Raw genomic sequence first — 17294 nt, 5'->3', positions numbered from 1 at the left:
GCCTAGATCAGTGAGTCTGGATCGGAAGAAATCTCTGCATTCTCCATGTCATCATGAATGCCACAGAAATCAGAACCAGGTCTTGCCATATTGCGGCAAGGAGTTCCGTTAGGGCTCACATACTTGCAACGATGAGCAATCTCTTCCTCGTCAACAGTCTCTTCAACAACCTCAGGAAGGTTGTTCAAAATGCTTGCAGCAAGGGACTCGTTCTTGATGTCAATGTGAAGGCCAGTCAGACGAGCGGCAAGGCGAGCGTTCTGGCCCTCTTTACCAATAGCCAAAGACAGCTGGTCATCAGGGACAATAACGGTTGCGTGTCCCGTAGCGCCATCGACAATAACGCGAGAAACACGTGCAGGTGAAAGCGCAGATGCAACGCAACGAGCAGCATCGTCAAACCAAGGCACAACGTCAACGCGCTCTCCACGGAGCTCAGAGACTACGGTGCGAACACGGCTGCCCTTAGGACCAACACAAGCACCAACTGGATCAAGGCGCTCATCAACGGAAGAGACAGCAATCTTAGAACGGACGCCAGCCTCGCGAGCAATGGAGCGAATGCTTACAACACCGTCATAAACTTCTGGAACCTCAAGCTCAAAAAGGCGACGGATAAGATCTGGATGAGTACGAGAAACAACAATTGGTGGACGCTGACGCTCACCACGAACTGCTGGCTGAGTTGCATTAGGATCGCGGACGTCAACGATAATTGCCTTGATGCGCTGGTTGTGAAGGTAGCGCTCGCCTGCTGGACGCTCATCGCGCTCATCAGGGAAACGACGCTGGTCAAAGTGTGGAAGCTCTGCCTCAACACCCTCACGAATCTTAATGATAGTGAAATCAGGAGTGGACTGAAGAACAGTACCAGTGATGATGTCACCAATACGACCGCGGAACTCATCATAAATCTGTGCACGGGCGGCATTGCGTACAAGTGTCTTGATCTCTGCCTTAGCATGCTGAGCGGCAATACGGCTTGTGTCTGGAGGAGTTACGTCTACCTCATCAAACTCTGTGTACTCACCAGTCTCCTCGTCTGGCTCACCCTTAGGAACAAGCTCATAGACGTAAACACGGCCAGTTGCCCTATCAATGGTGACACGAGCGCCAAAATCAAGGTGGAGGACGTCAGCATAGCTTTTTGCCAGAGACTGCTCCAAACGATCCAGCAGATACAACTCATCGATGTGCTTCTCCTGGCAAAGCAACATCAAAGCTTCCATCATTTCAGATGCCATGAATAATCCTCTCTATCTACTTCTTGGCTGAGGCCGAGAAATCAAAAACTGGTTTAATAACGCACTTCTTTAACTCAGACAAATCAACAGTACAGACCTCATCTTCTGTCTGAATTGAGATGGTTGTACCCTCAATGCCCAAGAGCTTACCAGTAAATTTACGGCGTCCCTCTGTGGCAGTAGTCTGAAGCTGAATCTCTTCTCCCGCAAAGCGCTCAAAGTCTTTTGCACGACGAAGTGGACGTGCCATTCCTGGAGAAGAAACCTCCAAGGTAAATGATGCTGGGAATGGATCAAGCTCATCTATGGTCTCTGAGATCCATGATGTTTCTTGAGCAACTTCATCAAGAGAAATGGTCTCTGCTGTCTCATCATCATGGTCAATTCTTACTCTGACCACAGGATTCTTAGAAGAACCAACAATCTCAACATCAACAATATCAATGTGGTGATTGAGTGCAGCCTGCTCTAGTGCGGACAAGATTTTCTGTGTTGCACCTTCGTTTTGCATTTGACCTCCTCATCTACATACAGAAAGGAAGCGGGGTCAAAACTCAACCCCACTTCCAACTAATAACAACTACGTTTAGAGATATCTTACGAGATAAAGGGCTTCTCGTCAAGTGTTTTTGCTGTTAGGCAACGATATTCACAAGTCGGCCCTTAACAACAATGACTTTTCTAATCTCTTTACCCTCAAGCTGATCGGCAATAGCCTCAGTTGCAGCTGCAGTGAGCTCTTCCTCAGAAGCATCGGCAGAGACCTCAATGCGAGCGCGGACCTTACCCTTAAGCTGAACAGCAATTTCAACGGTATTGCTCTTTGCCTGCTCTGGGTCAAACTCTGGCCAAGGCTGGTGATAGACAGGCGTGTCTTTACCCAGAGCCTCGTGGCTAAGCTCCTCAGCCCAGTGAGGAATAATTGGAGCCAGCATGGCAACAACATCATTTGCAACCTTGTAGCAAAGTGCAGCATCTCTAGACTCTGCAGGAACCTCGTTGATATAGGCGCTTGCCGCATTAACCAGCTCCATGACTGCAGAAATAGCAGTGTTGAACTGACCCTTGTCAAACTCAGTGGTGCAGCGGATTCCCATAGCATTGAGGACGCGGTTGAGCTCAAGCGACTTTGCATCCAAAGCTGTGTGGTCGAGTACGGCAGAAGCATCAGCGGTGCGAGAGAGTTCCCAAACCACACGCCAAGCACGCTTGATAAAGCGGTTTGCACCTGCAACGACCTTCTCGTCCCAGTCAAAATCCTTCTCTGGTGGAGCAACAAAGAGAATGGCAAGGCGCATCGTATCTGCACCGTAAGGCTCAATGACAGAGCTTGGAGGTACAACGTTGCCCTTTGACTTTGACATGGTGTCGCCGTGCTCATCCTTGACCATGCCCTGGGTCATCAGGTTCTTAAATGGCTCGTCAATAGCAATCATGCCCAGGTCACGAAGGACCTTAGTAAAGAAACGAGAATACAGAAGGTGCAGAATTGCGTGCTCAATGCCGCCAATGTAGTTATCTACCGGCATCCAGCGATCCACTGACTCCTTAGAGAAAGGAAGCTCGGTGTTGTGTGGATCGCAATAGCGCAGATAATACCAGCTAGAGCAAGTGAAAGTGTCCATGGTATCAGTGATACGCTTGGCGGGCTTGCCGCACTGAGGACAGGTGGTCTCTACAAACTCCTTGCACTCAGCAAGAGTATCTCCTGCTGCCAGGTCAAGATTGTCTGGAAGCGTAACAGGGAGCTGATCATAAGGAACTGGGACGTCACCACAGCAATCGCAATGAATCATTGGAATTGGATTGCCCCAGTAACGCTGCCTTGAGATGAGCCAGTCACGAAGGCGGAACTGAACAGTTCTACGTCCAACGTTGTGCTCGGTCAGATAGGCAACAACTGCCTCTTCTGCCTCGGAATGCTTACCGCCACGAAGTCCAGTGAAAGGACCAGACTGAACAAGAATACCAACGGTATCCATTGGTCCGTCCCAGTCAACAGAGGTTACCTTGTAATCAGAAACTCCCTTGAGCTCCTCATAGATATCAGTTCCCTCTTCACAGATGATAGGAACAATAGGCAGGTCGTACTTCTTTGCAAAGTCAAAGTCGCGTTTATCGCCTGATGGAACACCCATAACAGCGCCAGTACCATAGTCGAGAAGGACGTAGTCGGCAACCCAAATTGGTACGGTCTGTCCGGTGACAGGGTTAATTGCGTAACGGCCGGTGAATACACCGTGTTTCTCGCGATCTGTGCCCTGGCGATCAATGGAAGAAACCTTTACGGCTTCCTCGTGAAGAGCATCAAAAGCAGCCTTATACTCTGAATCCCCTACCAGCTCAGCAGCAAGCTTAGACTCCGGTGGAAGCAGCATGAAGGTGCAGCCATAGATGGTATCTGCGCGAGTGGTAAAGACAGTCATCTTGGTATCAGTTGGTGTGACACCGTCAGTATCTGCCAAGGTAAAGTCAATCTCTGCGCCCTCAGAGCGACCAATCCAGTTTGCCTGCATGGCGCGAACACGCTCTGGCCAGCCCTCAAGCTGATCAAGGTCATCAAGGAGCTCCTGAGCGTAATCAGTGATGCGCAGGTACCACTGGGAGAGCTCGCGCTTCTCTGGAACTGCACCACAACGCCAGCATTTACCGTTAACTACCTGCTCGTTTGCAAGAACGGTCTTATCGTTAGGGCACCAGTTAACAGGGCTTGTTGCGCGATATACCAGGCCCTTCTCAAGCATCTTAAGGAAGATCCACTGACCCCACTTGTAGTACTCAGGGTCGCAGGTGTTAAACATGCGGTCTTTATCGTAGGCAAAGCCCATGCGGAACATGGTCTTTACAGCCTGGTCAATATTCTTATGGGTCCACACAGAAGGCTGAGTATTGTGCTTAATAGCAGCGTTTTCTGCAGGAAGACCAAAGGCGTCAAAGCCCATTGGATGCAAGACATCAAAACCACGCATACGAGCCTGACGAGCCATAGCATCGCCAATGGTGTAGTTACGAGCATGACCCATGTGAAGATCGCCCGAAGGATAAGGGAACATCTCTAGAACGTATTTTTTAGGCCTTGAGCTGTCCTCTTCTGTCTTGTAAAGATTCTGCTCTTCCCAGACGCGCTGCCACTTAGTTTCAATGGCCTCAGCGTCGTAGGCAGGAAAATCACCTGTATCGGTTACGTTCTGTACTTCCTCGTTTTCCACGAGTTCCCCTTTCTTATAGCGATGCGTCACCAAGCAAAATACTTGGTGACGCCAGTAGTCCATAAATCCTGTGAGCTACGAACGGAAATTGTAACTGACCTGCTGGTTTGAGTCTTTCAGCAAGACGTCGTGTGCGCCACCCTCAACAATTGAAGTTGAAGAGACAAGTGTAATCTTTGCCTTATCGCGGAGCTCAGGGATGTCAAGAGCGCCGCAGTTGCACATGGTGGACTTGACCTTCAGAAGCGAAGCCTCAACGCCGTCCTTCAAAGGACCCGCGTATGGAACGTAGGAATCAACGCCCTCAACAAAGGAAAGACCGCGCTTATTGCCTCCAAGGTCGTAGCGCTGCCAGTTACGAGCACGAGCAGAGCCTTCGCCCCAGTACTCCTTCATGTAGGAGCCGTTGACAATAACGCGATCTGATGGGCTCTCATCAAAACGAGCAAAGTAGCGACCAAGCATCATAAAGTCAGAGCCCATAGCAAGAGCAAGGGTCATGTGGTAATCGTAGACAATTCCGCCGTCAGAGCAGATTGGAATATAGACGCCTGTCTCCTCAAAGTACTGATCGCGAGCGCGAGCAACATCAATAACAGAAGTAGCCTGACCACGGCCAATACCCTTCTGTTCACGAGTAATGCAGATAGAACCACCGCCGATACCAATCTTGATAAAGTCAGCGCCAGCCTCTGCCAGGAAGCGGAAGCCCTCAGCGTCTACAACGTTACCAGCGCCAATCTTGACGGAATCACCATAGGTCGCACGAACCCACTCAAGCGTGCGCTTCTGCCACTCGGAGTAACCCTCAGATGAGTCGATGCACAAAACATCAGCACCAGCCTCAACAAGCAGAGGAACACGAGTCTCATAGTCACGAGTATTAATACCAGCGCCAACCATGTAACGCTTAGAGTCATCAAGGAGCTCATCTGGAGCAGACTTGTGGGAATCATAATCCTTGCGGAATACAAGGCTAACCAGGTGGCCGTTCTTATCGACAATTGGAAGGGTGTTGAGCTTGTTGTCCCAGATAATGTCATTTGCCTCTTTAAGGGTCGTATCCTCAGCTGCCGTAATAAGCTTATCAGCTGGGGTCATAAACTCAGAAACAAGCTTAGAGCGATCATCGCGAGAAGGACGATAATCACGAGAGGTAACAATACCCACGAGCTTACCGCGAGAAGTGCCGTCATCGGTGACAGGCATGGTAGAGTGACCAGTCTTCTCTTTAAGGTCAAGCACCTCACCAAGGGTCATTTCTGGAGTAAGGGTTGAATCGGAGACTACAAAGCCTGCCTTGTAGCTCTTAACCTCACGAACCATCTGAGCCTCATCCTCAGCGGACTGAGAACCATAAATAAAGGCAATGCCGCCCTGCTGGGCCAAGGCAATTGCCAGACGAGGACCAGAAACTGACTGCATTACTGCAGATACCATAGGAATGTTGAGCTCAATTGCGCTTTTCTCGCCACGTTTAAACTTTACCAGAGGAGTCTTCAAAGAAACATTTGCAGGGATATTCTCAGCTGATGAATAGCCAGGAACCAAAAGGTACTCAGAAAATGTGTGTGATTCGCCTTCGAAGAACTTTGCCATTGTTTTTGGCTCCCTCCTGACCTACCGGTCATGCTCAACGTGTTTTGGCATTGTACCACCAGTGGAGTTAATTATTTAATTTGAACTCCCACTTGAAGCAATAACATCCTCAAAGTTAACAGCAATGTCATGTTTTGTAGGAACCCACTCAACCTTTTTAAACAAAGCCGCAACGGTAATTGGGATATACGTCATCATAAAAATAGGGAACGTGAAGAGATTGGTAAAAATACGCCATTTCTTCTTTACATGGAAATGCTTGTACTCCGAGATGGTGGTAATAAGCGCCAGAATAAAGAAGACCACATACATCGAGAAGACCGTCATGACCAAAGATCCCACACTCATAGCAATCTCTGCGTCAGTAGCAACGAAGCCGTGGCTCAAATAGCCAACTAGCATGTAAGTACCATTAATAAAGGCTGAAAGCAGTGTCAAAATCATGCCTGGCGCAATAGTCATGAGCATATCGTATGAAGCAAACTGACCCTTAAAAATACCCTTAATAAGATCAAAACCATACGAGAAGAACACCTGATAAAAGCCTTTTGTCCAACGCATACGCTGTGTCCACGATGCCTTGAAGGTCAAAGGCTGCTCATCAAAGAATTCTGCAGGTGCATAGCCAATTTGAATATTGTGAGCACTGCAGAAGGTGGAGAATTGAATATCCTCGGTGAGGGTGTGGAAATCCCATCCATGCATACCTTTAATAATGCGAGAAGAAACCATCCAGCCGGAACCAGAAACAGCGCAGCTAGTACCCATCATCATACGGGCGTTATTCAAGAACTTTGCCTCGCGCATAAACCAGGTTGCGTATGCAGAGCTTACCCAGCTGGAATCAAAATTCTTTGAGTTTCTATAGCTAGTACAGACAAGATATCCTGCATCAAAAGCCTGGTTCATAATCTTCAGGTAGCTTGGAGAAACCAGATTATCAGCGTCCATAATAATGAAGGCCTCGTATTTGTCGCCGTACTCATTAAGAATGCGGTCAAATCCGTAATCCATAACCCAGCTCTTGCCTTTACGAGCAAGATCATTACGCTCCCAAGTAATTGCTCCGGCTTTTCTTGCTTCTTCAGCTGTTTTATCGGTACAAGCATCTGCAACAACAAAGACATCCATCAGCTCTCGAGGATAATCCTGAGAAAGAATGGATCTGACAAGATTGCCAATAACTGGCTCTTCATTGTGGGCGGCAATAAAGAAGGCATAGCGGTGCTGCTTTTTTGCCTCTGGAAGTTTTACCTCGCCTTTAACTAAGACACGAAGAATGTACACAATCTGATAAAAGTATGCGAGCGTAAAGAAAAGCCAGATAATAAAGTTAAAAACAACGATTGGAGTGATACCGAGTCTGTTAAATTGCAATGGCATATATCCCTACGCTCCAAACTCAAGGCAAATATGTTTTATCAGCCAAAACCTCTCGATAAACAATTACCTTATAATCTTAGCGCAACGAAAGGGTCAAAGCGCCCATGCCTTTGAATCCATTTTTTCTCCCACATCAACGCACATGCAATTGACCGTCTTGGATATCGAGAAGAACGTCCGCTTCTTGATCTAGTTCATCGGAGTGTATAATCACCACGACAGTCCGCCTACCTTTGAGGTTTGCGAGATATCTACAAAGCCTCTGAGCTGTTGGCGCATCTAAATTCTGTAGAGGTTCATCCAAAACAAGTGCCCCTTGTTTTCTGGATAGAGCTCTCAAAAGACCAATTTTTTGTCGCTCACCCAAAGAAACGGACTCCTCTTTTCCGTCAAAAGCATGCGTCTCAAGAGAGGAAAAATTGAGCAAGTTGTAAACCGTACGATCGATCTTTTCTCCAAACATATTGTCAGCAAGGCTTCCTTCTACAAGAGGTACCGGACGAGCAAAACGAGAACAGTCTTTAAGATCATCCGAAAGCTCTATATCACCACTGAATAGCGATGGATCAGAGCAGCCTGCCAAAAGATCTACGAAAGAAGACTTGCCTGAGCCATTGGAACCTCTTACCACCACGAGAGATCCTTGTGGAATGCTGAGAGCTTGTGTATGGAAAAGTTCTGGTCCTTCTGGAGTAGCTAAAAGAGTTCCCTCTCCTATCTTTACAGCTGGTTTAAGTGAAGAGTTCCAAAGCTTCTCATAACCTGAAGGCTCTTGGGATTCTTTCTCGTGCTCAAGATAAACATCAATATCCGCTTTTGCAGCAAGATATGAGCTTTTAACAGAACAAACCGTATCAAGCGGTTCGCTCAATACTGACAAAATCAGATAGGCAGATAAAATCTCTCCAACACTCATCTGACCTATAGAAAGCAGCATAACGCCTGTAATTATGGCTACGACTTGCGTGAAATTTGAAAGCGCCGATGGAAGATTCTTTGATAAAGCACTGAAAAAACTACTTCTTTTTACATAGAGGAAATACTCATCGTTAGCCGCCTCATAAGCATTTTCAAAATAGTTCTCTGCTCGTAGCACATTAATCGAGAGTTTTTCCTCAATTATGCGCCTGCCGATATCCAGCCAGCCTTCTCGGTTTTTCATTGACTCAGTCAAAATCTCATTTGTTTTCTTGCTCGGATAATCAATAATCACCAAGTAAAAAGGGATATAAAGCAAGACAAGCAAACCAATCCATGGATTTACCGTAAACGCCACAATTGCCAAAACAATAACTGCTAAAAGACCACCTAGAAATTCAACGCTTACTGCAATTTGAACACCACTGAAGACAAAAGCCGCCATAGTAACTACATTAAGATAGTGTCCGGTTTTCTTTTTTGAAAAAACACGAAGAGACATCTTTAAGAATTCCGATATCGCTACCTCAGAACTAGCAACCGCAGCTTCTAAATTGAGCTTTTGTGGAATCCAAACAGTGAGAAAAAAGCTTAAGCAAAGCGTTACAAGCGAAAGGAACAACAACAGCCCTAGCTTTTGCCAAACACCGTCAACAGCTTGCACATTAAGCATACTATCAATTAAATCGCCTGTAAAAATACCCAGCATCGCAACAGCAATATATCCAATTGCCAAACCAAGGGCAGATAGAAGCATATGTTTTCGTATAACAAATAAGTGAGAGAGACGTTTATTCATACTCATCATTCCCAAAACATCATTAGCTTAAAAACGCAGTAAGTAATTCAGTCTCCTTTCCAAAACAGTAATTACCTGCACTTGTAGAATAAGAACTTAATAGATTCTTTAAGGTTAAAGGCGGGTTTCTCGTATAAAATCGCGTTATCACCCTATAATTTGACGCAGGAAAACATCGTTGAAAGACTGATTATGAGCGAAAAGCGACTAACTCAAGCACTTCAAAATATACTTGCCAATGGGAATTCTCTTGCTCAAGGTGACGCTTCAAATGTCATTTTGAGTGCACACTACGAAACAGAAGAGTCTGCTAACCCTCATATCAGAGGATTTTTTACACTCACTTCTGCTTTTGATTTAGCAAATTTAGGTCAATTTTCTACAAAACCTTATGGAGACGACATTGTGAGTCTCTCAATACTTGCTCGTAAAAACTATTTTGGAAGTTTTCTTTTCTTTCTAATGCCTTCATCAGAAGATTTCTTTACTTTTACTACAAACCTTATATCAAATAAAAATACACTGCCGCAAAATATTCATCCAGCTGATATTGAACAAATTTATGCACTTTATACTCAGATAATCATTACCTATTCCGAGAGAAAACCAAATTGGGAAGCTATTGTTACTTCCTTACTTATAGCGCTTATTACCTGCCTTTCTCCTGATGCTCACTATACGTTCACTCCAGGTAACACTAATGAGACGGTTGCTCTTATCCTTAATGAAATTACTGCTCATTCAGAAAGTATTACACTTGCTAAACTTTCAGGAAAATACTCATATACACCAACTTATCTCTCTGAACTTCTCAGACAAAAATGTGGCAAGACTTTTTCTGAACTTGTTTTAGAACAAAGAATGGAACGAGCAAAAACGCTGTTAATTCATACCAAATTGCCTGTCTCTACTATTTCTTCAATGATTGGCTATGGTGGAACAACAGAGTTTTATAGGAAATTTAAGGGCTACTTTTCTCTTACACCACGTGAAATGAGAAGCGAAACTTTTTAGTCATATTACAACTGTGGACAAATCTCATCTCCTACAGAAGTCCTTCCCATAGACATAGTGCTCTGAGAGAGTAGGGCTTCTTGCAGGTCTTTTGGTAGTGTGTCTGCTACCACGATATTCTCGCCCGTAAAAGGGTGCTCAAACTGAACATGCCAGGAGTGTAAAAACTGTCTGTTAAGTCCAAGGTTAAGGCTTGTATCTTTTTTGCCATAAAGCTGATCGCCAACAACAGGATGGCCAATGTGGCGCATGTGAACTCTAATCTGATGTGTACGACCTGTATAGAGATGGCACTCAAGAAGCGAGTAGCCCTCGCCTTTTCTGCCCGCTTCAAAGCGCTCAAGCGTTCTAAAGGTGGTAATGGCCTCTCGTGCGCCAGGCGCGTTTGATACGGTCATTTTGAGACGGTCTCGCGTTGAGCGAGCAATGCCCGTTTCAATGGTGCCAGAATCGTGGGCAACATAGCCTTGCACCAACACAATGTAGCGTCGATCAAGCACGCGCAGCCTAATGAGGTCTTGAAGAGCCTTTTGCGCCTCGTCTGACTTTGCTGCCAGCATAAGACCAGACGTATCCATATCAAGGCGATGCACAATACCAGGACGTTCTTCTCCCTGAAGCATTCCTAGGTGTTCGTAGCCACAGTGGGCTACCAGGGCATTTGCCAGGGTGTCATCAACGTGGCCAGGTGATGGATGGCAAACAAGGCCAATCTGCTTGGAGAGCACTATGAGGTACTGGTCCTCAAAGCGAATATCAAGGGGAATGTCTGGGTTTGGACGTAAAAGTCCCGTTTGAGGCTGTGCGTCTGGAAGAGACACTAAGAGCCTATCGCCCAACATGAGTTTTTCTGACTTAGAGGTAGCCAGCGTAGCGTTGATGGTTACTCTTCCCTCTTCTACCAGCTTTGCGCAGGCACTTCTTGAGGGAAGTGTATCTTGGGCAGAAAGGAACGCATCTAATCTGACGCCGTCCCCTTCTGGTCCAACTAGTATGTCAACGATACGCTCATTCATTGCCACTACCCTGTTGTTGCTTTTTGTCCCAGATTATCCAGTACACAAAAGCAATAAGAATGCCGCAGGTTACAAAGATATCCGCCACATTAAACACTGCAAAATTAACAAACGTTGTAGCAAAGAAATCAGTAACCTGACCATACAAAACACGGTCAATAGCGTTACCAATTCCGCCACCTGCGACGCCTCCCAAAAGCGCAATAAGCGGCAGCGGGAGGTTCTTCTCGCGAACTACAAAGCCCACAAGTGCGGCGATAACCACGGCAGTGAGAACCACAAAAAAGAGGGCGTTTCCAGAGCCCACAGAAAATGCCGCTCCGGTGTTACTTACGTGGAAGAGCTCCATAACACCTGGGATAAAAGGTACTGCGGTTCCCTCTGGAATTGAGGTTCGTACCCAGAGCTTGGTTACCTGGTCAAGCACACAGGCAACAGCGCCCGCCCCGCAGAGAACTGCAAGGCGGGTCACTAGTGTGTGAGTTGTATGTTGCTGCTGATCAGTGTTCATTTACGCAACAACGTCGTGGCAGCGGTGGCAAAGGTGATCCTCACCAAGCTCGCGATAGTTCCAGCAACGGTCGCAGCGCTCGCCGTTTGCAGGATAGACGCTTACGCTCAGCTCAGAGCCCTCAGAAACAGTAACCTCAGAGCAGACAAATGCCTCAGCAAAGTCAAGGCCAGCATGAGAAATGGATGCAGCCTGCTCAGCGGTAAGGGTAACCTCTGCACGAGTAGCCTGCGTGGTCTTCTCGGTAACAACACCTGCCTCAAGAGCGGTCTCGTATGCCTTAGTGTATGCGGCGCGAGCATCAACCAGTACCTGATATGCAGGAAGCAGTGCAGTGTACTCGTCAGTGCTCATAGGAGCCTTATACCAGTCGAGAAGAGCTGCGTACTTCTGACCGTCACGCATAGACTCTGGCAGGAACTGCATAGCCTCGTCGGTGGTGTAAACCAGAATTGGCTGCAGGTCATGAACAAGCATGGAGAGAATCTCTGCCCAAACAGTCTGAGCGCTTCTGCGTGTTGCAGAATCTGCAGCATCACAGTACATACGGTCCTTAGTTGCGTTCAAATAACCGTTGGAAAGCTCAATGATGTAATCGTAGAGGGTACGGAAGACGTTATTAAAGCGATATCCCTCGTAAGCCTCAGTGACTGCAGCATGAACCTCGCACATACGTGCAAGAACAAGACGGTCGTACTCTTCAAGGTCCGCTACAGCAACTGCATCGGTAGCAGGATCAAACTGGCCCTCGAGCTCGCCAAGAAGGAAGCGCAGGGTATTTCTGAACCTACGGTATGCATCGCCTACCTGGGAAAGAATGGCGTCATCGCAAGGAACGTCAGTTGAAGTGTCAACAGAAGCAACCCAAAGGCGTAGGACGTCTGCGCCACGCTCAGCACAAACTGCATTTGGATCAATGACATTGCCCAAAGACTTACTCATCTTTCGTCCCTGGCCATCAAGCGTAAAGCCCTGTGAGACAACGGACTTGTAAGGAGCAACTCCGTAAGCTCCAACAGAAGTCATGAGAGAACTCATGAACCAACCACGGTGCTGGTCGGAGCCCTCAAGATACATATCAGCTGGGAACTTAAGGTTTGGACGGTGTTTGCAGACAGCAGTGTGAGAAACACCAGAATCCCACCAAACGTCCAAAATATCCTTGTTTGCCTTGAGATTGTGGCCGCCACACTTAGGGCAGACGCAAGCGTCGCCTAAATAGGTCTTAGGATCGTCGGTGAACCAAGCATCAGAGCCCTTCTCGCGGAAAAGCTTGATGACAGCGTCAAGTGTCTGGTCATTGATAACGGTTTCACCGCAATCCTCGCAGGTGAAAGCAGGGATTGGAACACCCCAGTTACGCTGCCTGGAAATGCACCAGTCAGGACGACCTTCAACCATGGAGCCAATACGCTTAACCGCATTTGCAGGATAGAACTTAACCTTTGTAAGCTCCTCTGCTGCCTGCTGACGCAGGCCGGTCTTATCCATGGAGACAAACCACTGGCTTGTTGCACGGAAGATAACGGGCTCTTTACAACGCCAGCAGTGTGGATAGCTGTGGGTAATCTCTTCTGCAAGAATGAGCGTTCCACGGTCTTTGAGCCACTGAACAATGACAGGGTTAGCCTCATTGACCTCCATACCAGAGAAGGGGCCACCAGTGCCCTGACCGTCACCTTTGAAGAAGTGGCCGTCATCATCAACAGGCATAGTCTGTGGAATATCAAAGCGAACACCAGCGTTATAGTCGTCTACGCCATGACCAGGTGCAGAGTGAACAACACCAGTACCGTCGTCAAGGGTAACGTACTCTGCATAGATAAATTTACCAGTGTTACCAAGGTCACCAAAGATTGGCTGCTTATACTCATTGCCTGCAAGCTCAACACCAGTTCTCTTCCAGGTGTTGCCCTCTGAGTCCTGAGCAAGCTTCCAATCGGTATAGCCAAACTTGGCAGCAGCCTTCTCTGCAAGAGCCTCAGCAACAATCTCTACGTGTCCATCAGGAAGCTCAAGAGCAACATAGTTAGCCTCAGGGTGCAGAATAACTGCCTCGTCAGCAGGCAATGTCCATGGAGTTGTAGTCCAGATGTCTACCCAAGTCTTACCTGCGTAAGCCTCAAGACCCTCAGGAACCGTAGTTAGCTCAAAGCGAACAAAGATTGCAGTAGAGGTGACATCGTGATACTCAATCTCTGCCTCAGAGAGAGCAGTGTGGTCATGAGTACACCAGTGAACAGGCTTGGTACCTCTATACACAGAGCCCTTGTCGTAGATTGCCTTGAAGATCTCAACATCAGTTGCGTCGTAATCGTTGACGTAAGTGAGATAAGGGTTATCCCACTCGCCCAAAACACCAAGGCGCTTAAAACCCTGACGCTGGGTATCTACCTGCTCAACCGCCATCTTGCGGCAGAGCTCACGGATCTTCTCGGTAGATAACTGATTGAACTTCTCTGTGCCAAGCATCTGCTCAACCTTGTGCTCGATTGGCTGACCATGGCAGTCCCAACCAGGAACATAAGGAGTCTGGAAGCCCTGCATAGCCTTATAGCGGTTGATGATGTCCTTGGAAATCTTATTCTGTGCGTGACCCAGGTGAATTGGACCGTTTGCATAAGGAGGTCCATCATGAAGGACAAACTTGTCATGTCCCTCATTCTTCTTCATCAGGAGCTCATAGACGTTGTTTTGGTCCCAATCAGCCAAACGCTGAGGCTCGTTCTGCGCAAGTGATGCGCGCATAGGAAAACCTGTGTTTGGCAGGTTGGTGGTCTTTTTGTACTCGTTTGCCATCAAGCACAACCTTTCTGGGCACAAATAAAGCGCCCGTCCCTCACAGCTGGGACGAAGCGCCACAATACACTTCGTTGTAACCACCCAGCGACGGATATGTCCGTTTACTCGGCTGGCCTGTCACGGCGACCATTTCCGGCAGCATCTACTAGTACAAAAACCTGTACGTTTGAACTGCAGCTCCGAGGTGATGTTCACACGGACGCAAATGCGGACTTCCACCAACTCCGCTCGCTTGAGATTTGCGCTACCCAGCTACTGTCCTCATCACAGCTTGTGTAAGTAATACTACCACGTCTTGCACTCATTGAACTAAGTAATACACACGCTTAAACCGTTTTTAACAAATTATGCGGAATCCAAATTTTAAATTTTTATAGAAATAAAAAATGTAGATTGGGTAAAACAATTCCAATATCTAAGTGAGCTCATATCACATTTGAGCCAAACAGGTAAAGGGACGTGTATGGCAAATAACGATAACAAGCACCGTAGATCTATGTCGATGCTACTCTATATTGCAGTAGCCATCTTTGTATATCTCCTGCTTAGCAACACATTATTACCAGGACTTCTGCGTCAACAGGTACAAACTGTCTCGTACAGTGAGTTCCTTAACAAGGTTGACAATAATGAAGTTACCAAGGTAGACCTTAATACGGGCAGCAGAAACATTAGGTTCACAACTGGCTCTGGAGATTCCGAGAAGGTCTTTGAGACCACACAGTTCCCTAATGATGCAACACTGGTTCAGACGCTTAGAGATCACAAAGTTGATTTCTCGGCTTCTATTCCTGACAACTCTACAAATATGCTGCTCTATGCCCTTATTCAGTATGGAATCCCTCTTGTCATCTTCTTGGGCATTGGCTACTTTATCAACCGATCCCTTAAACGCGCCATGGGTGACGATGGTCCTTCCATGAACTTTGGTGGCGGCTTTGGAGGTCTTGGCGGCAATCTTGGTCGCTCAAGCGCTAAAGAAATTAAGGGAGAAGACACAGGCATTACGTTTAAAGACGTAGCTGGTCAAGAAGAGGCTAAAGAGTCTATGCAAGAGATTGTTAGCTTCCTTAAGACTCCTGATAAGTACAAAGAGATTGGTGCTCGCTGCCCTCGTGGCGCCTTGCTTGTAGGCCCTCCAGGTACTGGTAAGACCCTCATTGCTAAGGCAGTTGCTGGTGAGGCTGGCGTTCCTTTCTTCCAGATTGCTGGCTCTGAGTTTGTTGAGATGTTTGTTGGACGCGGTGCTGCAAAAGTCCGTGACCTCTTCAAGCAAGCAAATGAAAAGGCTCCTTGCATCATTTTTATTGACGAGATTGATGCGGTTGGTAAGCGCCGTGATGCTTCTCTCAACTCCAACGATGAGCGTGAGCAAACCTTAAACCAGCTGCTCTCTGAGATGGACGGCTTTGATAACCACAAGGGTATTGTTGTTCTTGCAGCAACTAACCGCCCTGAGACCTTGGACAAGGCACTTCTGCGTCCTGGCCGTTTTGACCGCCGTATTCCTGTTGAGCTTCCAGACCTTAAGGGTCGTGAGGCAGTTCTTCAGATTCACGCCAATGATGTAAAGATGGAGCCAGGCGTTGACCTCTCTATTATTGCTAAGTCCACACCAGGCGCATCCGGTGCAGACCTTGCAAACATCATCAATGAGGCAGCTCTTCGTGCTGTTCGCTTTGGTCGTCGTCGTGTTACCACCGAAGACCTTGCTGAGTCCGTTGACGTTGTTATTGCCGGCGCTAAGAAGAAGAACACTGTTCTTTCTGAGCACGAGAAGGACGTTGTGGCTTATCACGAGACCGGCCATGCAATTGTTGGTGCCATCCAGAAAAACGATGCTCCTGTTACCAAGATCACCATTGTTCCTCGTACTGGCGGAGCTCTTGGCTTTACCATGCAGGTTGAGGATGATGAACGTTATCTCATGAGCAAAAGCCAAGCAATGGATGAGATTGCTGTTCTCTGTGGTGGTCGTGCTGCTGAAGAACTTATCTTTGGCGAGATGACCAATGGCGCTTCCAACGATATTGAGCGTGCAACAGCAATTGCCCGCGCTATGGTTACGCAGTACGGCATGTCTGACAAACTTGGCATGGTTACCCTCAGCCAGCAGCAAAGTCGCTACCTTGGTGGTGGCTCTTCCCTAACCTGCTCTGAGGCAACAGCTGAAGAGATCGATGCTGAAGTTAGACGCATTGTTGAAGAGGGCCACCAGCGTGCACTCCAGACGCTTAAAGAGAACCGCTTTAAGCTGCATGAAATTGCTCACTACCTGCAGAAGAAGGAAACTATCACCGGCGAGGAGTTCATGAACATCCTTAAACGTGAGAATACCTTTGCACCGGTAGTTGAGAACACCAATGAGGAAGGCTCCTCTACTTCTTCAGCAGAGTAACTTTGTCTCATAAGTAAAATTAAACGGCCGCCTATTCTGAACTGCCTCCCATTTCTTGGACATAAGAAATGGGAGGCAGTTCATATGCGGGTGATTATGATTCTGTAGCGTGTTAGCGTCGGCTTTTAGGCCTGGCGCACAAAATAGTGCAGCTTTCTTGTGTTCTGCTGAAGAATCGACATATTCTTAATCAAGATAGCCAGGCAGCTAGGCGGTCGTACTACCCGATATTCATCTCTATGCATAAACTTAACCTAATATGCTAGAAAATGAATAGCGTCATATAAAAGATTTAACTATAGGTAAATTCCGCACCTAAGGAACACACCTAAGTCGGATATTCTGCTCAGATGCGGGCATTTTACACACCTAATGACGATAATCTGCATGATTGGGGTATT

The 17294-nt window shown here is 47.2% G+C and carries 11 protein-coding genes; 2 read left to right on the top strand and 9 right to left on the bottom strand.

The features are described 5' to 3' along the window. Nucleotides 1–2 precede the first annotated feature (2 nt). From nusA to HMPREF1492_RS06285, 6 genes are all read right to left on the bottom strand, one after another. Entirely contained in the window at nucleotides 3–1244 is a 1242-nt protein-coding gene (nusA, locus tag HMPREF1492_RS06310; protein ID WP_035427693.1) for a transcription termination factor NusA, read from the bottom strand. A gap of 16 nt (nucleotides 1245–1260) precedes the next feature. Beyond that, on the bottom strand, nucleotides 1261–1755 hold the full coding sequence (rimP, locus tag HMPREF1492_RS06305; protein ID WP_035427694.1) for a ribosome maturation factor RimP: 495 nt from the start codon (nucleotides 1753–1755) through the stop codon (nucleotides 1261–1263). A gap of 124 nt (nucleotides 1756–1879) precedes the next feature. Next, nucleotides 1880–4453, bottom strand: coding sequence for a leucine--tRNA ligase (gene leuS / locus HMPREF1492_RS06300; RefSeq protein ID WP_035437134.1), 2574 nt, complete (start codon nucleotides 4451–4453; stop codon nucleotides 1880–1882). Between the two features lie 75 nt (nucleotides 4454–4528). Beyond that, complete coding sequence (locus HMPREF1492_RS06295) at nucleotides 4529–6052, bottom strand: IMP dehydrogenase (protein ID WP_035437132.1); 1524 nt, start codon at nucleotides 6050–6052, stop codon at nucleotides 4529–4531. Between the two features lie 75 nt (nucleotides 6053–6127). After that, on the bottom strand, nucleotides 6128–7435 hold the full coding sequence (locus tag HMPREF1492_RS06290) for a glycosyltransferase family 2 protein (RefSeq protein ID WP_035437131.1): 1308 nt from the start codon (nucleotides 7433–7435) through the stop codon (nucleotides 6128–6130). Between the two features lie 133 nt (nucleotides 7436–7568). After that, nucleotides 7569–9152 carry an ABC transporter transmembrane domain-containing protein gene (locus tag HMPREF1492_RS06285; RefSeq protein ID WP_035437129.1) on the bottom strand — a complete coding sequence of 528 codons (1584 nt, stop codon included), beginning with the start codon at nucleotides 9150–9152 and terminating at the stop codon, nucleotides 7569–7571. 192 nt (nucleotides 9153–9344) lie between these two features. Between HMPREF1492_RS06285 and HMPREF1492_RS06280 the strand changes: the two genes are divergently transcribed. Then, nucleotides 9345–10166 carry an AraC family transcriptional regulator gene (locus HMPREF1492_RS06280; RefSeq protein ID WP_035437126.1) on the top strand — a complete coding sequence of 274 codons (822 nt, stop codon included), beginning with the start codon at nucleotides 9345–9347 and terminating at the stop codon, nucleotides 10164–10166. Nucleotides 10167–10171: 5 nt separating this feature from the next. On the opposite strand, the gene HMPREF1492_RS06275 is transcribed toward HMPREF1492_RS06280, so the two are convergent. Genes HMPREF1492_RS06275 through ileS form a run of 3 tightly spaced genes read right to left on the bottom strand, consistent with a single transcriptional unit; the run spans nucleotide 10172 to nucleotide 14492 of the window. Continuing rightward, nucleotides 10172–11182: an RluA family pseudouridine synthase gene (locus HMPREF1492_RS06275; protein WP_035437124.1), complete on the bottom strand. Its 1011-nt coding sequence runs from the start codon at nucleotides 11180–11182 to the stop codon at nucleotides 10172–10174. After that, nucleotides 11175–11693: a signal peptidase II gene (lspA, locus tag HMPREF1492_RS06270; protein ID WP_035437122.1), complete on the bottom strand. Its 519-nt coding sequence runs from the start codon at nucleotides 11691–11693 to the stop codon at nucleotides 11175–11177. The genes HMPREF1492_RS06275 and lspA overlap by 8 nt, the downstream gene beginning before the upstream one ends. Continuing rightward, nucleotides 11694–14492 carry an isoleucine--tRNA ligase gene (gene ileS / locus HMPREF1492_RS06265; RefSeq protein WP_035428894.1) on the bottom strand — a complete coding sequence of 933 codons (2799 nt, stop codon included), beginning with the start codon at nucleotides 14490–14492 and terminating at the stop codon, nucleotides 11694–11696. A 466-nt stretch (nucleotides 14493–14958) separates the two neighbouring features. Here ileS and ftsH point away from each other — a divergent pair, with 466 nt between their 5' ends. After that, on the top strand, nucleotides 14959–16893 hold the full coding sequence (ftsH, locus tag HMPREF1492_RS06260; RefSeq protein ID WP_198014351.1) for an ATP-dependent zinc metalloprotease FtsH: 1935 nt from the start codon (nucleotides 14959–14961) through the stop codon (nucleotides 16891–16893). Nucleotides 16894–17294: the final 401 nt, after the last annotated feature.

It is taken from the genome of Atopobium sp. BS2 (genome assembly GCF_000565075.1).
In the GTDB taxonomy this organism is placed as follows: Bacteria; Actinomycetota; Coriobacteriia; order Coriobacteriales; family Atopobiaceae; genus Lancefieldella.
Note: the sequence above shows the minus strand (reverse complement) of the source record. Positions and strands in the feature narration are given on the sequence as shown.

Excerpts from the sequence above, each read along its gene's own strand:
- HMPREF1492_RS06285 (WP_035437129.1), bottom strand. The coding sequence starts at position 9,152 with ATGAATAAACGTCTCTCTCACTTATTTGTTATACGAAAACATATGCTT.
- HMPREF1492_RS06295 (WP_035437132.1), bottom strand. The coding sequence starts at position 6,052 with ATGGCAAAGTTCTTCGAAGGCGAATCACACACATTTTCTGAGTACCTT.
- HMPREF1492_RS06280 (WP_035437126.1), top strand. The coding sequence starts at position 9,345 with ATGAGCGAAAAGCGACTAACTCAAGCACTTCAAAATATACTTGCCAAT.
- HMPREF1492_RS06290 (WP_035437131.1), bottom strand. The coding sequence starts at position 7,435 with ATGCCATTGCAATTTAACAGACTCGGTATCACTCCAATCGTTGTTTTT.
- HMPREF1492_RS06275 (WP_035437124.1), bottom strand. The coding sequence starts at position 11,182 with ATGAATGAGCGTATCGTTGACATACTAGTTGGACCAGAAGGGGACGGC.
- ftsH (WP_198014351.1), top strand. The coding sequence starts at position 14,959 with ATGGCAAATAACGATAACAAGCACCGTAGATCTATGTCGATGCTACTC.
- rimP (WP_035427694.1), bottom strand. The coding sequence starts at position 1,755 with ATGCAAAACGAAGGTGCAACACAGAAAATCTTGTCCGCACTAGAGCAG.
- ileS (WP_035428894.1), bottom strand. The coding sequence starts at position 14,492 with ATGGCAAACGAGTACAAAAAGACCACCAACCTGCCAAACACAGGTTTT.
- lspA (WP_035437122.1), bottom strand. The coding sequence starts at position 11,693 with ATGAACACTGATCAGCAGCAACATACAACTCACACACTAGTGACCCGC.
- nusA (WP_035427693.1), bottom strand. The coding sequence starts at position 1,244 with ATGGCATCTGAAATGATGGAAGCTTTGATGTTGCTTTGCCAGGAGAAG.